This window comes from Prevotella sp. C561, from assembly GCF_000224595.1.
Classification (GTDB): domain Bacteria; phylum Bacteroidota; class Bacteroidia; order Bacteroidales; family Bacteroidaceae; genus Prevotella; species Prevotella jejuni.
The window spans coordinates 39,681-57,481 of record NZ_JH114141.1 but is presented as its reverse complement, the minus strand read 5'-3'; the positions used below and the strand labels follow the sequence as shown (position 1 = coordinate 57,481).

Here is a 17,801-nt window from a genome sequence, read left to right as displayed (position 1 = left end):
GGTGCCATCGTAACACTGATAGAAGCGTAGTACAAACATGTTGTTATGAGAAACTTAAGAAGGGGAAAAATGCCAAAGAACTGGCACGAACTGTAATACACTTACTATCTCCTTTCAAAGACCATATCAAGTCTATTACAACTGACAATGGTACAGAATTCGCTTGTCATGAAATGATAGCCAAAAGCCTTGGTGTTACCATATATTTTGCTGACCCATACGCTTCATGGCAGAAAGGGGCTATAGAAAATGCTAACGGACTAATTAGGCAATACGTGCCAAAAAAAGAAACCTTTGAGCATATCAGCCAGCAACAAATCACGAAGTATTCAAAGAAAATTAACATGAGGCCAAGAAAGAAATTAGATTTTAAAACACCACAGGACTGCTTTTACGAACTAATTAAGTAAATTTGCACTTGCTTGTTGAATTCACGCATGGCAGATGCAACATGGTCAAATACAAAGAATGGTTTTGCTTTCACACTCGACCACAAGGCTGCTTATCTTCTATTTTTGCCACGTACTGCTAATACAATTTTACATGATTGTTACTTGACTAAGGTAGAGGTTAATTCTGATAACGACATTACCAGTACTTATACGCTCGACCCAACAACAGGCGAGTTAACGGGTACAGGCTCTGGCAAGCAGATTATTGTCTCAACAGGTGGTAACGGAACATACGCTAACGGCTTCCCTTTAACCAATAACGCTACCAGTGCAGTTACTAACGGTGCTTATGTAGTGATAAAGCCTGGTGTTCATACACTCAAGATACGTTATTGGGTGAAGGATATGGTAACAGATGTAGAGGGAACAATAACCAAAACATTGTCATCAGCTACCTACGACCAGAACAAGTATTACAACATCACTGCTAACCTCAACGTAACGAATTACGACGGCGATACATATTACATGTGGGATGCTCAGCAGAATTATTGGTCAGGTCACGAATGGAATAGCGCAGCTCCATGGCAGCCAACGCTTATGTCACAGCCAGCCAATCCAAACTACGCCCAGAGTAACACAGACGCTCGTTACTACAACGAGAGTTACGCAGGTTACCGCATAAGCACCCCTGCTACCCATACATCATGCAAAGATCTTCCTAATGCTAACGAGATGTCTTGGTACTGCATGTATGGTGATCCACGTTGGGACGCAGACGAGTTATGGACAACTATGGGTCATTTATATAAAGGTGGCATGTGGTTTAAGAAGAAGTCCGTGTTACAAGCCGAGCATCATTACGACACCGAAAAATCTGCCGACGGTACGACCGACCTGCGTACAACATACAAGGACTATGACAACACCAATAGTAGTATCAAATCTGGTCTTCCTTCCGCCACTGACGCAGGCAAGTACTTCTACCTGCCCGCCTCGGGTTCCTACTACGTTGGTCGGCTGACCGGCGTTGGCTACGACGGCAGCTATTGGTTGTCAAGTGCTCACCCTTTGGACAGCGACTACGCGTACTTCCTGTACTTCAACGGTGGTCACGCCACCGTGAGCCGCTACGACCGCTACAGCGGGTTCAGGGTGGGGGCGTTCGAGTAGTCCTAAAAGCCCCAGCCCGACCCTCCCCAAAAGGGGAGGGAGCCTAATGGGATAAAGGAGGATGAGAGATAAGGAAAAATCTAACCCGTTGCAAGAAAATTTCTAACGTGTTAGAAATTTACGGGGAACGTGTTAGCGAGAAATTTCTAACGGGTTAGAAATTTTCTTCCGACCCGTTAGAAATTTTACTTTGACCTGATATATGTTTTTAAGCCTCCGCATCGTGCGGATTTTCCAAGCTTTGCGGAGGTTTTTATTGCTTTTGAATAGTGAATAAACACGCTTTTACTTAAGCAAATTATGCTCGGTATAAGAAATGAAACTAATGAAAGACGTGTTGCTGCAAAGTGCAGCAGAAGTAAGTAATAACTAATAAAATCTTAAAACACAATGAAGATTAAATTGATTGAAAGAAGAAAACCAGGCACCAAGACAGGTCCTGGAAAGTTTTATGCAAGTCCTGTGAATGTGGGGAAGAAGACCTTGCGGGATATTGCGCATGACATTGCGGGGCGTTCTTCGCTGACACGTGGTGATATTGAGAACGTGCTGGCGAACTTTATGGATTGTCTGCCTCATTACCTCCGTGACGGCTTTAGCGTACAGTTAGGAGAATTTGGCACGATGCGCCTAACACTGTCAAGCGAAGGAGCTGCAACGGAAAAGGCTTTTAAGACCGAGACGATTAAGCCTCGTGTGGTCTTTACGCCCGGAAGAGAATTGAAGAGTGAGCTTTCCGTAAACTCTTACGAAACGGTGAGGAAGAAAGAGGAGACAGACAAAGACAAGAAGGAGGATAAGAAAAAGAACGGAGGAGGAAGTGGCCCAGTAGCGGGCCAAGGATAGGAAAGGATATTGGCCCTAATAGGCCTAATAAGGCCAATTGGCCCTATTAGAAAGAAAAAAGTTCGGTTTTAATAATACTGAATTGATTAATTTAGTTTTAATTATGTTTCCAGCGGGAAGCCATTGATGTGATATCAATGACGATACATCGGTAATTTAATTTTCGTTTCTTGCCCCTGTCACCATGGTTGGTGTTAAGGGGCAAGTTTTTTGGTGGTAGCTCGTTGATTTTTTTCTCACAGATTTTCACAGATGAACAGAAGCCTTTCTGCTCACAGGGAGAACCCACAAACGCCGGCAAGCGACGACAGATATCACAGAGCGTTTCCGCTAATGTTGGTTGTATCGTTCTGTGATATCGGTTGACTTAATGTCTCTGTGCGCCTTTGTGATTTCTGTTCTTCTGTGTAGTTCTGTGAGAGAAAAAGGGAACATGAGAGAGAGAGAGCGGCCCCTCCCCCAACCCCTCCCCCGAAGGGAAGGGGCGTGATCACCGAGATACCCCTATGAGGAGGGTGTACGCATCGTTTTATCCTTTTATTATAAGTGTTTTAGTTTGCCACACCATATTTTGGAAGAACTTGTTATTTCTGGTTTACGCCATAACCAAAGAGGGCAAAGTCGGCTTTTAGTGGGTCGTCGGGAAAGATTTCTAATAACTTGTCTGTAAGTTTACGAGCCACCGACATAGAGGTAGTTTTACTTGTTATAAGACCTAATTGCAAGGACTGTTGTATGACATGGGTGTCAAGCGGCATGATGAGCGAGCGTAGACGGATAAGGTCTGACCATATACCGAGGTCAACGGGAGAGTCAGTGCGCACCATCCAACGAAGGAACATACAGACACGTTTACAACTTGAGCTTGCATTCTTGGGTACGATTCCCACGGCTTCTTGCTCTTGGAAATAATGACAGATAGCCTCTACAGCCTCAATAGCCTCGAGTTGAAGGTTGTCGTCATTATGCCCAGTATGACAACGAATAAAGTTTTTCATGTCTCCATACACCTCATACATCGCTTGGAGCGCATTGAAGAGATCGTACATCATTGCATTGGTATAGAGACGATAAAAACACGTGTCGTCGTTAGGGCTATCGAGTTTATATTTCCCACTCTTTATCCATTCGTAAGGTTCATAGCGTGAACAGTCGAGCAGATATTGTATGCGTGGCATGAAAACATTTCTTGAACCATAGCTAAGACAGGACGCAATGAAAGCGATAGTCTCTTGATTTCGTTCTCCAATCACCTGGTGCATAAACCATGACGGGTCGCCATTGAGAAAATCAGGCACCTCGTATTTATTCGCAAGCGAAAGGAGTTTGTGGCGTAATGACCTTACTTCCGTTTCATTAAGAAGGCGTCTCACACCCCTTTCCTCCTTTGTCTGTGGAGGAGTTGGGGTGTGAGACGCAGCTTTTGTAGTCCTTGAACTTTTAGGATATGTCTTCTTTACGTTTTGCTTCTTAGACATCGTTGCATTGAAAGTTCTGTTGTCCAGCCTCTACAATCAGATGAGGCGTTGCAGATTAGAAGGTCGCGTTTTGCCGAAGAACTTACTTCTCAGCAAGGATCTGAGCGGCATGATCCTTGGTCTTAACCTGCTTTGGACCAATGATACGTTCGATGATTCCGTCTTCGTTGATGATAAACGTGGTGCGGAAAGTACCCATGTAAGTGCGCCCGTACATCTTCTTCTCACCATAGACGCCGAAGGTGTTGACAAGTTTCAAGTCGGTGTCAGCAATGAGAGGGAATGGAAGTTCGTTCTTCTCGATAAACTTCTTGTGTGATTTCTCGTCTTGAATACTTACTCCAATAATGGCGTAACCCTTATCCGTCAGCTCTTTGTAGTTGTCGCGAAGGTTGCAAGCCTGTGCTGTACAGCCTGATGTTAAGTCCTTTGGATAGAAATAGAGGGCAATCTTCTTACCTTTATAATCACTCAACTTAATCTCTTTTCCGTCCTGGTCGGTACCAAGAATCTCTGGTGCTTTATCTCCTACGTTCATAATTCTTTCTGTTTTTAATTAATGATATAACCGTGCGCAAAGTTACGTAAAAGAAATGAAATGATTACAGGACGGGGTTATAAAGATGACATGTTAGCAGATAATTATTAGTTAATAGATACGCTGGTATGGGTTTCCTTTTAGGTTGTTACGAGTTTATTATCCCTTGGATGGTGGTCTGATAACTATGAATTTATCGTTTTGTAGGGTTTGTGCGGCATTTCCTTCTGCATGACAATGAGCTGTTCAAGTCTTATTGTTGTATTACGTTAAATATAGGAACAGACCTCAAAAGTAACTCATTATTAAAAAAAGGTGTGGGATCTCATCTCCCGATGAAATCCCACTGGTAACTAAAAATATCCCATAAAAAATAGGATTTGGTAGTTATTTCTTACGTATGATTATCTGAAAAAGACTTTCTGTATTCTTATTTATTTAACCATTTCTTAATTCTTGCCATTGCTTCGATGCAATCGTTGCGGTCTCCAAAGCTTGTGATGCGTATGAAACCTTCGCCAGCTAAGCCGAAGCCAACACCAGGTGTACAAACAACCTGTGCACCATTAAGCATCTCTTCAAAGAATTTCCATGAAGGAGTGTCAGCCGGTGTCTTCACCCATAGGTAAGGTGCATTCTGTCCGCCGTAGACAGTGAGGCCTAACTCTGTTAAACTCTCGCGTATGATACGAGCATTCTCCATGTAATAATCGATGGTCTGCTTAATCTGCTTCTTACCTTCTTGTGTGTAGATAGCTTCTGCCGCACGTTGTGAGATGTAGCTTGTTCCGTTGAACTTTGTGCATTGTCTACGGTCCCAGAATTGTGCCACTTCAACACATTTATCATCTTTTGTTGTTGCTGTCAGATCCTTTGGAATGATCGTATAACCACAACGAATGCCCGTAAAGCCAGCAGTCTTACTGTAACTATGGAACTCTATCGCAACCTTCTTAGCATTTGGTATCTCGTAGATAGAGTGAGGAATGTCATCGTCTTGAATATAAGCTTCGTATGCAGCATCGTAGAAGATGATAGCATTGTGTGCCAGTGCATAGTCAACCCATTTCTGAAGTTCTTCCTTGGTTATCACCATGCCTGTTGGATTATTTGGATAGCAGAGATAAACCATATCGACACGATGGTCGGGAATCTGTGGTACAAACTTATTTTCCTCATTGCAGGACATGTATGTGACGTTGCTCCAACGGCCATTCTCGAAGACTCCTGCGCGACCACCCATGACGTTAGAATCAATGTAGACAGGATAGATAGGGTCGGTCACAGCCATTGTGTTGTCTTGACTCAATAGGTCGCCAATATTTCCGGTGTCGCTCTTTGCTCCGTCATTGACAAATACCTCAGAAGGGTCAAGGTGTATGCCACGAGCCTCGTAGTCGTTTTTGACGATAGCTTCACGGAGCCATAGATAGCCCTGTTCTGGTCCATAACCATGGAAATGTTCCTTAGTCGCCATGTCGTCGACCGCCTTATGCATTGCTTCAATTACTGCGGGTGCTAAAGGTTGGGTGACATCTCCGATGCCCAAACTGATAACATTCTTATCAGGGTGAGCCGTTTTATAAGCATTTACTTTCTTTGCAATGTCAGCAAAGAGGTAATTCTTTTGTAATTTAAGAAACTCTTCGTTAATATGTGCCATCTTGTGCTTGTACTGTTTGGGATACCTTTGTAAGCGTAGCTTCGCTTATTTCTTGTAGAGACATCCTTTCTTATTCTTATCCTTCAGGAAGTTCGACTTCACCTTCGAAGGCAAAGGCTGCTGGGCCTGACATGTAAATGTGGTTATCATCCTTCCATTCAATGGAGAGCGTACCGCCATCCATTTCTATCTCAACGGGTTTAGAACGGTCGGCAATGTTGTTCTTTATAGCCGCAGTCGCTGTGGCACAAGCTCCTGTCCCGCATGCCATTGTGATTCCGCTGCCACGTTCCCATACGCGTGTTCGTAGATGATTGGCTCCTGTTAAGCATGCAAACTCAATATTGCAACGCTCAGGGAAAGCCGAGTCATGTTCTAACGCTTTGCCAATGACTGTTAAGTCGGTGTCAGTGATGAGCTGCTTTGTGTCGTCAATCTTGCTTTGATCAAGGAAGACAACGAAATGTGGATTACCCATACTTACGAAGGTGGGGTGCACGTCATTGCTTGTTTCTAAGGGGAGATGGTAAGGAACGAGGTTAGGAGAAGCCCCTTGGTATTGTTCCTTTACATCAAACTTAGGTTCAAGCATGTCGACTGTAACCGAGTCCACGTGTTTTGTGTCAGCGCTGAGATGTAGTTGTAGCACTTTAATCCCTGACAGTGTCTCAAGTCTAAGCTCTGTTTTCTCAGTGAGCTTTTTCTCGAAGAGATATTTCCCGATGCATCTGCTGGCATTGCCACACATCATTGCTTCGGAACCATCAGCATTGAAGATGCGCATCCTGTAGTCAGCATCTTTTACAGTTGGCTTCCCTATCAAGACCAAACCATCGCTTCCAATACCCATGTGACGATTACTCCATGCGATAGAAGCAACGTTTGGGTGAGGTATATCATACTTCAATGTGTCAACATAAATGTAGTCATTACCTGCACCATGCATCTTGGTAAACTTTATCTTCTGACCCATTGTGTAATTTTCTTTACTCTCTTAGAGGGACGTTAATTTTATTATCGGGTGCAAATATACAATATTTTATTGAATTAATAGATAAATAATCGTATTTCTTATCAAGAATATATATTTTATTGATTATGTTGTTTGTTTCTGTCTACTTGTTAATTTATTACAAAAGATTTTCTTCTTCTACGTTTGAAGTGTATGCTTATGACTGATAACTGACTTTCAAAGTTTTCTGTATTTGTTCGTTTTTTGTCATATATAATTATTAGTATCAAGGTTTTTTACCTTTCCTTCATTGATGTGTACTTTGTTCTTTCCTGTTGAAGTTTTTATTTTGGGATACGTCTTGTATATTGGTGAAGTTTGATTTGAAGGAAACTTTTTATCTATTTTAAGCAATTATTATGGGGTGAATAGTACTTGTTTTTTATTTTACAAATCTCTTATTATGTTCATAAATGTTTCTTTGTGGTATACGTTGTTGTAACAGAAGAAAGGGAGCATACCCAAGTTAAATGAGTACACTCCCTTATTTTGATATTTTGAAGATGCTGCTTACCTTATATATATGATAATATGACTATCTTTATAAATTCTCTTTTACGCATCTTCTTATTCGTTGTTTATCGTTTACCAAATATGTGCACGACTCTGTTGTGGTACGAAGAGTTTGTCACCTTCTTTGATATTGAACGCATCATACCAGTTGTCAATCATTGGTAGGGCAGCATTCACACGGCTGATACTTGGAGAGTGAACATCAGAATTGACAATATAAGCAACAAACTGAGGAGCTACGTTGCTTGCCCAGACACGTCCCCAGGCGAGGAAGAAACGCTGTGCAGGAGTGAAACCGTCCATATCGCTCAATGGTTTTGTCTTCATACTGTTTTGAAGTGCACGGAAGGCAATGTTCAAACCTCCGTTGTCACCGATATTCTCACCGAGTGTCTTCTCACCGTTTACATACAGACCAGGGATTACTTCCTGCTTGTTGAACCAGTCTACAAGGACCTTTGTACGAGCGTCATAGTTCTTCTTATCCTCTTCTGTCCACCAGTTCTTCATGTTACCATCCTTATCAAATTGACAACCTTGGTCGTCAAATCCGTGGCTCATCTCATGACCAATGACAGCACCGATAGCACCATAATTAGCCGCATCATCCACTGTTGGATCGAAGAAAGGAGGCTGGAGAATAGCTGCAGGGAAGTTAATACTGTTGGTTGTTGGGTCATAGTAAGCATTAACCGTCTGTGGAGTCATGTGCCATTCCTTCTTGTCAACAGGCTTACCCCAGCGTTTAGCAATACGATACTTCATAGCTGCTTCCTGTACAGCCTTCACGTTTTCAATCAATGACTTATTATCGTCAATCACGAAGACGCTATCCATATTCTGCCATTTATCAGGATAACCGATCTTAATGTCAAATGCCTGCAATTTCTCTAAGGCCTTCTTCTTTGTAGCGGCAGTCATCCATGTGTTCTCTTCAATACGCTGTGCGAAAGCGTCTTGGAGGTTCTTTACCAATGTAATCATACGTTGCTTGCTGCTCTCAGGGAAGTATTTCTGTACGTAGAGCTTACCTACAGCCTCACCCATGATACCCTGTACGAAAGACAAAGCACGCTTCCAGCGTGGCTGTTGCTGCTGAACACCGTATGCCACCTTGGTATATTCAAAGTTACGATCTGAGAAGTTGTCTGACAACATACCTGCAGAAGATGTGATAACAGCAAGTTCCATGTAGGCTTTCAATGCGTCTAACGGAGCTGTAGCAAGTATCTTCTCAACTTCATGTACAGGCTCTGGCTGTCCAACATCAACCTTTCCACCGTTATTTGGATAGCCGGAAGCTTTCAAAAGATAGTTCCAATCGACACCAGGATAGTTTTTCAAGAGTTGCTCCCAAGTCATTGGGTGATAGTTAGCTTGTGGGTCACGTGACTTTACTTGGTCATAGCTAACCTTTGCTATCTGGTTTTCTATAGAGAAGGCAGCCTCCATCTTCTTCTTAGCAGTTGCGGCATCGTTGCCAGTCATCTTGAACATATCGTTGTTCAGACTCTTATATGCTGCTATAACAGCCTTCTGTTGATCGTTAGGCTTTGTATAATATTCAGGATCAAGACCAATACCACCTTGTGAGATACCAATGATATAGCGGTCAGAATTCATTGCATCGACTGTCATACCAAAGCCAACAGGGAAGGTGCCATAGCCTTTCACGTCGAGGTCATACATCAGCTTGATGAGTTCCTTACGGTTCTTCGCAGCACGAATCTTTGCCAATACAGGCTTAATAGGGGCATATCCCTCACGGTTACGACGTACGCTATCCATATAGAGATTGTAGATTGATGCAATCTTCTGTGCTACAGTACCCTTTGTCTGTGGCTTCTTCGCATAATCCTCAACCATCTCACGGATGCGTTTCTTGTTTAGTTCTTCCAAATCAACAAAGGCACCGTTCATTGGATGCTCCTTGTCAAGTGGATGGCTCTTCAACCAGTTACCTGCAGCATACTCATAGAAGTTCTCACCGGGCTTCACGTTAAAGTCCATGTTGTTGCGGTCTACGCCCGACTTTAAGCCCTGTGCCATAGCTGATGTAGCTATGAATGAGGCTGCAAATAATAAGATTTTTGCTTTCATGTGCATATTGTTTATGTGATAAATATTACTGTTTTGATAATTAAATACTACTATCTCTCACCTTGTATAGCAATAATGAAAAGATTCTTTCCTTTCTTTTTATCTTAGTACAAAGGTAAATAAAAAAGCCTAATGTCATTTTATTAGTCGTTCTTTTTGATAAAAAACTACGTAAGGAATACCTTTTTTTAATTCTTTTAACACGCTTCGTCGGTAATATTCTATGTCTTTAAGCTACTACAAGAACTGCTTTATGTGTTGTGACTATCTGTTACTGTAATAGTATTCTCTTGTATGTGAAACTTTTTTTTAACCGCATATCGGTTAGTTAGTTTTAGTAGTATAGCTTGCTTCTATCAATAAGTTCCCCCCATGTTGATAAGTTATTGTAGTGTGTTTAGTGCTCCGCACCATTGGTGCGGAGGCCGAACACCATTGGTGCGAACCATCAGCACGACATGTGCGGACTACTCGCACATAGGTTGAAGATGGGAAGAAAGGAGCATCAAGGTTATTATAATGATGATAATAAGAGGTTAATAACTAATCAATATATGGAAAAGACTTACCAGAGTGCAGTACTCATAAGCATTCTTTTATGCTATGCATTATTTCAATTGCACTACGGATAGTGCAGGAATCGTTGTGATATGCACTGTAGATAGTGCATTATTTAATACTAATTGCACTGTATGTAGTGCAATTTATTGGCAATTTTGCACTATGGTTAGTGCATTTTTCGTATCTTTGTAGCAAAAAGAAGAGCTATGGATATTAGTTTAATACAATTTATGCGGGAAAGGATAGAGTACACCTCTACCACTTTTCATCGTTATCTATATAATCGTTTAGACTGGGGAAGACAGATGTTAGGGCTGGTTGGTCCACGTGGTGTCGGTAAGACAACGATGTTTCTACAATATATAAAGGAGCATCAGTCAGAGCAGAATATGCTTTATGTTTCAGCTGATTATGTCTATTTTTCATCTCATACACTTGTTGATTTGGCAGATGAATTCTGCAGAGAAGGAGGAGAATATCTCTTTATTGATGAGATTCACAAGTACACGGGTTGGGCACAAGAACTAAAGCAGATATATGATACCCACGTTGATTTGAAAGTTGCTTTTACTGGTTCGTCGGTTCTTGATATAATACAAGGAGAGGCAGACCTTAGCCGTCGCGCTCCTGTTTATCATTTACAGGGGCTTTCTTTCAGAGAGTATCTGGAGATGTTTAAGGGCATTGTTGTTCCAGCTTATAGTTTAGAAGATATTCTTCAACATCGGGTGGAACTCCCCAAGGGACTGGAACATCCACTACCTTTGTTTAAAGAGTATTTGCGTCATGGGTATTATCCATTTGGAGATGACGTTGAGTTTATAATGTTACTAAACCAAAGTGTCAATCTTACGATGGAGGTTGATATACCACAGTTTGCAAATATGACACTTTCAACAAGTCGTAAGCTAAAGAAGTTACTTGCTATAATCTCACGTAGCGTACCTTTTAAGCCTGTTATGGATTCGTTGGCAACAATGGTGGGAGTGAGTAGGAATGTGCTTCCAGATTACTTCTTGTATATGGAGAAGGCTGGAATTATTAGTCAACTACGAGATGCTACTGGTGGCATAAGAGGATTAGGTAAGGTCGATAAGGTTTATCTCGATAATCCTAATTTAGCTTATATCTTAGCAGGTAGTGAAGCTAATATTGGGAATATTAGAGAGACTTTCTTCTATAATCAGTTGAGAGTACATAATGATATTATAGTTTCTCGTATCTCAGACTTTGAGATTAATGGTGTAACCTTTGAAGTCGGAGGAAAGAGTAAGGGGCAAAAACAGATCGCTGAAGCTAAGAAGGGATATGTAGTAAAAGACGATATCGAGATAGGTACAGGTAATATCATACCTCTTTGGATGTTTGGATTGAATTATTAAGAAGTTATCTCTCCTAATATAAATAGGTAAGAAACACGAATACTATACCAAAGCAATCGCCCCCATCAGTCCAAGATAGAAATGAAGTTTGGACAGATGAGGGCGATTGTTGTTATGTTAATGTCTGATGTTGAGGCTTACTCCTGTTCTTTTTCATTCTCATTAAAGAGTGCATCTTTAAGCTTCTGATAGAGGAATGAGAGGATAAGGAGAATGGCTCCAAGGCTGATGAAGACTATTATCTTACCGAGTGCAGGCATTGCCCATACGTCATTGAGGACGAGCTTACCAATGATAATTGCAAACTCACACAGGCTGACAATTCTTATCTCCTTACTATGATAGCGCATACCGATACACATTAAGATGAAGGCTGCAACACCTAATGACAGTGAGAAGGCTGTGCTAAAGCCAGTCTCGCCAAATGTGACGAGCAAGAGTCTTGTCGTTGTGAGCCATACCAGCGTTGAGATGATAGCGTACTCAGTGTATAGGTTTCCTCTTTTTGATGTTGCCAATAGCACTCCACGCATACTATAAATCATATAAGCAATCGTTACGAGCGTTATCAACCATCTGTAAGTTAGTTGGTCTGGTACTGCAGAGTTCCATACAGTTATCGCAAAGATAACTCCTGTGATATAGATACTTATTTCGTAGGCAACAGGATATTTACTTATCTCAAATCGTTTACGCAGGATGAGTGCACCTACTAAGATTAGTACATTCGCTGTGAGTAAGGACGCATAGTCGGACGCAGGGTATGCAAGGTGAAGGTGGAAATCATCCCAGAAGGCAAGGTATAAGATACTAAATCCTAACGCCCATGCTATCACATTACAAGGAGTATAGCTAAGGATACGATTGTTCTCCTTAAATAACTCTTTATTGCATTGTAGGATGATGGCTGTCACAAAGAAGGCTACACTTACGAACATGGTCACGAAGAAACTTCCATTGAAGAACAAACTACGACCAGCATCGTGTATAAACACATCACTCTCTCTATAGCATGCCAATACAACGAGTGTTAAGAGCAAAAGTATCGTTGCACCCCATTCGTATAATAGGTTCTTTTCTTTGGTGAAGAGCCACAGAAGAAGTACTGCTTCAGCTGCCCATACCATGGCTATGTTAGCTGTACTGAAGTAGAGTGGGATGGCGATAGACGCAAATGTAATGCCAAGTCCTAACATTAAATTGCGCAGCGTGTCCTGTCCTTCTACGCGGAAGCGTACGTACAGATAGATGGCAAGGTTGACTGCAGCAATGAAGAAAGCCAAGTAAGCCGTAGCATCGTTGGTAGATTCATATTGTTGTAAGATATAATTGCCATAGAGCAAATAGAGGAAGCTGTTAATCGTAACGATAGATAACAATCCTGTCCTTGTCTTTCCTTCACACTGTGTACGCAGGATATAAACCACGGGCAGCAAGAAGATGAAATAGAATAATGTAGCAAAAGCAAATAGAGTAGGGTAGATAGTGCCTGTCTCACTGCTTGAGATGTATGTTATCGCTTGTGTTCCCCATAAAATACAATAGGTGAAACAGAAGGATATGATAGGTAGTATTGCCCATCGTTTATACATTGTAAGACAGAACATACCCACGTTCAGAATACTAATATAGATCTGTAAAGAGATGATACTACTTGCGTTTGTGCTGATAATGAATGGTGCTATAAATCCTCCTACGAGTGCCGTAACTGCCAACTCAACCCTATCATATAGTATGGAGACGGCTGACATGAATAATGTTGTCGCACATAAGATAACGAAGGCGGTCGTATGAGAGAATAGAGCATAGTAGTGGAAGGCGATTGCCGTGATAAGATAGAATATACCAAAGGCACCACCTGCCAACAAAGAACTAAATGCGTGATAGCGTTTATGCAGTCTTTCTGCCAGTACTAACATACCTACTCCAACGGCATAACCCATCAGTGTACGTGCTGTCTCGTTGATCCAGTTCTGGTCGATGGCGTATTTAACGAAGAAGCCAATACCAATGATAAAGATGAGAATACCAATCTTACCGAAGAGATTCTCACCGATATATTTCTCAAAATTGCTTTCTCTTATGGTATATTCTTCAGTTTGTGGTTCTTCTTCAAGCATAGAAGACTCCTCTTCACGCATAGAAGAATTTTCTTCCATGGCCATGGCTGGTTCTTCCTTCGGTTCTTCTACTGGCTCTTCAGTAGTCTCTGGGTTTTCTTCAGTAGTTTCAGAGGCTTCTTCTTCTTTGGTGTCTTTGACAGGGATTTCCACAGTAGAAGGTCTTACATTCTCATTGTTTACAACAGGAATTTCCACGGTCTCTGGTGTCTCCTGTTCCTCTAATTGCTCACTATCATGTGTGATTACTGGTTCTTCCGTCTTTTCCTTGGTCTCTATTTCATTCTTTATCTCTTCCTCCCACCAGTTCGTGTTTTGAACAATAGTAGGTCTTGTCTCTTCCTTCGGAGCTTCTTCTGGCTGCTCCTTTGGCTGTGTAGCGATTTCTTCTTGCTTTGTCTCTATTGGAGTATTAGGTTTGCTCTCCTTTTCACGCTGCATCTTTTCCATTATGGATTTCAGTGTGGAGATTTCAAAACTGATGCTGTTAAGTGTGTAATTTATGTCATTTATCTTTGACATAAGTACAAAAAACAGCAGAAAAGGGGCTGCTAATAAAGCGAGACCAAGAAAGACTAAAAATACATCATCCATGATTTTATGAGTTTATTAGGCGGTAAAGTTAATGATTACGTGTGAAATAAAAAAATAATTACTCCTAATAAATCTTATTGCCATGTTTTTTTACCTCTTAACATACTGTTTATTCTTGTATATAAGTCTAATGATAAGGAGGAAGAGTTTATCATATATTATAAGGTGAAAAAGCTGTTATGCTATGAGAACAATGTTAAATACGCAAGTAAAAGTTGACTACTCCTAAAAATAATGTTAACTTTGCAAGTAAATATAGTTGAGAGAATGAAAGTTATTAAGCAAGTTGTCAATCTATTAAACAAGGTGTATCAGCCGATAAAGGGCAATGCCTCTTTTTTCTTCTTTATGTATCTTATCGGCATTGTGGTGTCGTATGAGGAATTGCCTACCAATAATCCTGATGCTACTGTCTATAGTAATCTTTGGTTAGAGTTGTTTTTCGACTTGTATATAATCTGCCTTCTCCTTTCACTTATTCCTTTGAAAGTACGTCGATGGATACGTGCTTTATTGTATGTTATTGCATACGCAACAAGTATCACAGACCTTTTTTGTTGGGTGAAGTTCCAGTCTACATTAAACCCCTCCATGCTCCTTCTTGTAGGTGAGACTGATGGCCGTGAGGCGGGTGAGTTTTTTAGTAGTTACATGACCACCGATATCCTCTTCTCGAGTGTCGGACTATTACTACTGATTATGCTTCTGCAGATTCTTGTAGTAGTAGGACAGAAAATCAAACTCCCTATTGCTGTTAGCGATAAAATGGATGTTATGTATCGAGTATTTGCTCGGCTGCAACCTGTCTTAGGGGCTCTTTGCATTGTATTGTTCTGTTGGTCGGCATACTCGTCAGCGCATAATAAGAAAGAGATGGCTGAGATGTTCTCCTTAGATACTATTGGTTCTGTAGAGCACGAACTGACAACCAGCGATTGTGCACAGTTCTATCTGCCTGTCTATCGACTTGTGTTCAGTATCTTCTCAAATGAGTTAGCATCACAACAAATCGACCGTCTCATCGAGGCAAAGGACAAGATAAGTGTGGATAGCTGTTCGTTTAAATCGCCAAATATCGTCCTTATCATCGGCGAAAGCTATGGTAAACATCATTCACAACAATATGGTTATTTCATGCCGACGACCCCTCGCCAGATTAAACGGGAAAAATCGGGATTACTCGTACCGTTCAGTGATGTCGTAGCACCATGGAACTTAACCAGCTTTGTGTTCAAGAACGTCTTCTCTCTACACGTTGTTGGAGAGAAAGGGGAGTGGTGTGATTATCCGCTCTTCCCTTCACTGTTCCGTAAGGCAGGCTATCATGTTACTTTTATAACCAATCAGTTCCTACCGAAAGCGAAGCAGGCTGTATATGATTTCAGCGGTGGTTTCTTCTTAAATCACCCAGAGCTTTCATCGGCAATGTTCGACTCTCGTAACTCCCAATTATATCGATTTGATCGAGGATTACTCGATGATTACGATAAGAATCAAAAGCAACATAACACAAACCATAACCTTATTATCTTCCATCTACTCGGACAGCATGTCACTTATAAACAGCGTTATCCGAGCGATCGTCATCATTTCACGGCTGATGACTATGCGGAAAAGCGTTCTGACCTCGATGGTAAACAGCGTAGTATCTTGGCAGATTATGATAATGCCATCCTATATAATGACTCCATCGTGGATGCTATCATTAGTCGTTTTGAGAATCAAGAGGCTATCATTATCTATATGCCTGACCACGGAGAAGAATGCTTTGAGGGTAATAGAGGCTTTATTTGTCGCAAACATTCAGCAGCTATTGATTATGACTTAGCACGCTATGAGTTTGAAATTCCTTTCTGGATTTTCTGTACACATAAGTATGCTGTGAAGCACCCTGATATTTTCCAAGAAATCATCGCTGCTAAGCATCGTCGTTATATGACGGATGCTTTACCGCATCTGTTGCTTTATTTAGCTGGTATCCATACGAAAGACTATCATCCCGAATATAATATCCTCAGTCCACAATACAATGAGATGAGACCGAGAATATTAAAGAATACAACAGATTACGATAAGCTTCCTCGTCCTTCCAAGAAGCATCTCTTGCCGAAGCAGAAGTCTATGTCAAAAGAGAAGATAGCTTGTAAGGTGGGTAGTGAACGTAGAGAAATGAATTAGAGAAGTGTAAAGTAATTCGTAAAAGACCACAAAATTAATTATTAAAGTTAGGATGTTTAATAAGGAAAAGAATACATATACAGAACACTCCGCACCAGAGTATAGGAAAGAACGCCGAGAAGCGTTGCTTACACGGGTAGAGTGTGATGCGTTGAGAGGGCTTGCCATTATCGGAATCTTCCTACATAATTACTGCCATTGGTTGCGTCCAGTGGTAAAGGAGAACGAATACCAGTATTTCCAATGTAATGTAGACAAACTTTATCAAGTGTTACAGGGGTCGTGGAACGAATTGTTCTTCTTCCATATCCTTTCGTTCTTCGGGCATTATGGAGTACCTGTGTTCCTCTTCTTATCGGCTTACGGTCTGACGATGAAGTACGAGAAGCAACAGCCAACAGTGCCAACAAGTATGCTGCAAGCACAGTCAAGTCTTCCAGTCTTTGGTTTTATCAAATATCATTGGGTAAAGCTATTCCGTATGATGATAGTTGGTTTTGTGGCTTTTACGATGGTTGACGCTATTACAGACGCTCCCCACGATTATCATGTGATGGATATCATCGGTCAAATGGGACTTTTTAATAATCTTCTTCCCAATCCTGACGATATTATTTGGCCTGGTCCTTACTGGTTCTTTGGGCTTATGATACAATTGTATATCGTGTATCGACTTTGCCTTTATCGCCGTCATTGGGCGTGGAATGTTGTGTTGATAGTGCTTTGCTTTGCCATACAGTTATCTTGTGAACCAGAGAGTGAGGCTTTGAACCGCTGGAGATATAACTTTATCGGTGGTATGCTGCCATTCGGTTTTGGTGTACTTTATGCGAGATACGCACACGCCTGGACGACTGCTACAAACCTTGTTGCCTTTGTCCTTTCGTTATTTGCCATATTACTGATGAGCTTCAACTATATAACATGGTATTTTGTACCCCTTGTAATATGTGTCGCCGCTATTACTTTCGTGCGATTACTCAGTTGGATAGAAGGCGTAATTGGCAATAAGTATTTCTCTGTTATGAATGTTCTCTCGTGGGTTGGCAGCATCTCAGCAGCCCTTTTCGTCTGTCATCCTATCACAAGAAAGATATTTATTCCAATCTCTCGAGGGGGAGAATATTGGACGGGTCTCCTCCTTTACATTATCTCTTCACTTTGTTTAGCATGGTTGTTCAAAGAGTTAATGAAGAAGATACCGAGTCCAAAGTTAAAGTAAAGGAGTCTTATAAATACACGATTTCATCG

At 41.3% G+C, this 17,801-nt stretch carries 11 protein-coding genes and 1 pseudogene; 6 read left to right on the top strand and 6 right to left on the bottom strand.

All coding sequences use genetic code 11. The features are described from left to right. The 3 genes and pseudogenes from HMPREF0666_RS16390 to HMPREF0666_RS03170 form a co-directional block, all read left to right on the top strand. Positions 1-410: pseudogene (locus HMPREF0666_RS16390) on the top strand (IS30 family transposase); the annotation flags it as partial. Between the two features lie 27 nt (positions 411-437). Beyond that, positions 438-1,565, top strand: coding sequence for a hypothetical protein (locus HMPREF0666_RS03175; protein ID WP_369750532.1), 1,128 nt, complete (start codon positions 438-440; stop codon positions 1,563-1,565). Between the two features lie 390 nt (positions 1,566-1,955). Further along, positions 1,956-2,411 (top strand): HU family DNA-binding protein, encoded by a 456-nt coding sequence (locus tag HMPREF0666_RS03170; protein ID WP_009010871.1) that lies wholly within the window; start codon positions 1,956-1,958, stop codon positions 2,409-2,411. A gap of 584 nt (positions 2,412-2,995) precedes the next feature. Here the strand turns inward: HMPREF0666_RS03170 and HMPREF0666_RS03165 are convergent. The 5 genes from HMPREF0666_RS03165 to HMPREF0666_RS03145 form a co-directional block, all read right to left on the bottom strand. Then, the gene (locus HMPREF0666_RS03165; protein WP_009010870.1) at positions 2,996-3,889 is read right to left on the bottom strand and encodes a TIGR02757 family protein; all 894 of its coding nucleotides are present in this window, start codon (positions 3,887-3,889) and stop codon (positions 2,996-2,998) included. 82 nt (positions 3,890-3,971) lie between these two features. Further along, complete coding sequence (gene bcp, locus HMPREF0666_RS03160; RefSeq protein ID WP_009010869.1) at positions 3,972-4,427, bottom strand: thioredoxin-dependent thiol peroxidase; 456 nt, start codon at positions 4,425-4,427, stop codon at positions 3,972-3,974. Between the two features lie 430 nt (positions 4,428-4,857). Then, positions 4,858-6,090 (bottom strand): LL-diaminopimelate aminotransferase, encoded by a 1,233-nt coding sequence (locus HMPREF0666_RS03155; RefSeq protein WP_009010868.1) that lies wholly within the window; start codon positions 6,088-6,090, stop codon positions 4,858-4,860. Between the two features lie 76 nt (positions 6,091-6,166). Then, positions 6,167-7,063 (bottom strand): diaminopimelate epimerase, encoded by an 897-nt coding sequence (gene dapF / locus HMPREF0666_RS03150; RefSeq protein WP_009010867.1) that lies wholly within the window; start codon positions 7,061-7,063, stop codon positions 6,167-6,169. 624 nt (positions 7,064-7,687) lie between these two features. Continuing rightward, a complete protein-coding gene (locus HMPREF0666_RS03145; protein ID WP_009010866.1) occupies positions 7,688-9,715 on the bottom strand; it encodes a M13 family metallopeptidase in 2,028 nt (675 codons plus the stop codon). 767 nt (positions 9,716-10,482) lie between these two features. Here HMPREF0666_RS03145 and HMPREF0666_RS03140 point away from each other — a divergent pair. Beyond that, positions 10,483-11,658: an ATP-binding protein gene (locus HMPREF0666_RS03140; protein WP_009010865.1), complete on the top strand. Its 1,176-nt coding sequence runs from the start codon at positions 10,483-10,485 to the stop codon at positions 11,656-11,658. A 137-nt stretch (positions 11,659-11,795) separates the two neighbouring features. Here the strand turns inward: HMPREF0666_RS03140 and HMPREF0666_RS03135 are convergent, their stop codons facing one another. Then, positions 11,796-14,300 (bottom strand): DUF2339 domain-containing protein, encoded by a 2,505-nt coding sequence (locus HMPREF0666_RS03135; protein ID WP_232214052.1) that lies wholly within the window; start codon positions 14,298-14,300, stop codon positions 11,796-11,798. A 339-nt stretch (positions 14,301-14,639) separates the two neighbouring features. On the opposite strand from HMPREF0666_RS03135, the gene HMPREF0666_RS03130 reads away from it, so the two are divergent. Then, on the top strand, positions 14,640-16,550 hold the full coding sequence (locus HMPREF0666_RS03130; protein WP_083822504.1) for a phosphoethanolamine transferase: 1,911 nt from the start codon (positions 14,640-14,642) through the stop codon (positions 16,548-16,550). Positions 16,551-16,602: 52 nt separating this feature from the next. Beyond that, positions 16,603-17,772: an acyltransferase gene (locus HMPREF0666_RS03125; protein WP_009010862.1), complete on the top strand. Its 1,170-nt coding sequence runs from the start codon at positions 16,603-16,605 to the stop codon at positions 17,770-17,772. Positions 17,773-17,801: the final 29 nt, after the last annotated feature.

Coding starts and splice junctions, on each gene's coding strand:
- HMPREF0666_RS03175 (WP_369750532.1), top strand. CDS start 438: ATGGCAGATGCAACATGGTCAAATACAAAGAATGGTTTTGCTTTCACA.
- HMPREF0666_RS03170 (WP_009010871.1), top strand. CDS start 1,956: ATGAAGATTAAATTGATTGAAAGAAGAAAACCAGGCACCAAGACAGGT.
- HMPREF0666_RS03165 (WP_009010870.1), bottom strand. CDS start 3,889: ATGTCTAAGAAGCAAAACGTAAAGAAGACATATCCTAAAAGTTCAAGG.
- bcp (WP_009010869.1), bottom strand. CDS start 4,427: ATGAACGTAGGAGATAAAGCACCAGAGATTCTTGGTACCGACCAGGAC.
- HMPREF0666_RS03155 (WP_009010868.1), bottom strand. CDS start 6,090: ATGGCACATATTAACGAAGAGTTTCTTAAATTACAAAAGAATTACCTC.
- dapF (WP_009010867.1), bottom strand. CDS start 7,063: ATGGGTCAGAAGATAAAGTTTACCAAGATGCATGGTGCAGGTAATGAC.
- HMPREF0666_RS03145 (WP_009010866.1), bottom strand. CDS start 9,715: ATGAAAGCAAAAATCTTATTATTTGCAGCCTCATTCATAGCTACATCA.
- HMPREF0666_RS03140 (WP_009010865.1), top strand. CDS start 10,483: ATGGATATTAGTTTAATACAATTTATGCGGGAAAGGATAGAGTACACC.
- HMPREF0666_RS03135 (WP_232214052.1), bottom strand. CDS start 14,300: ATGTCAAAGATAAATGACATAAATTACACACTTAACAGCATCAGTTTT.
- HMPREF0666_RS03130 (WP_083822504.1), top strand. CDS start 14,640: ATGAAAGTTATTAAGCAAGTTGTCAATCTATTAAACAAGGTGTATCAG.
- HMPREF0666_RS03125 (WP_009010862.1), top strand. CDS start 16,603: ATGTTTAATAAGGAAAAGAATACATATACAGAACACTCCGCACCAGAG.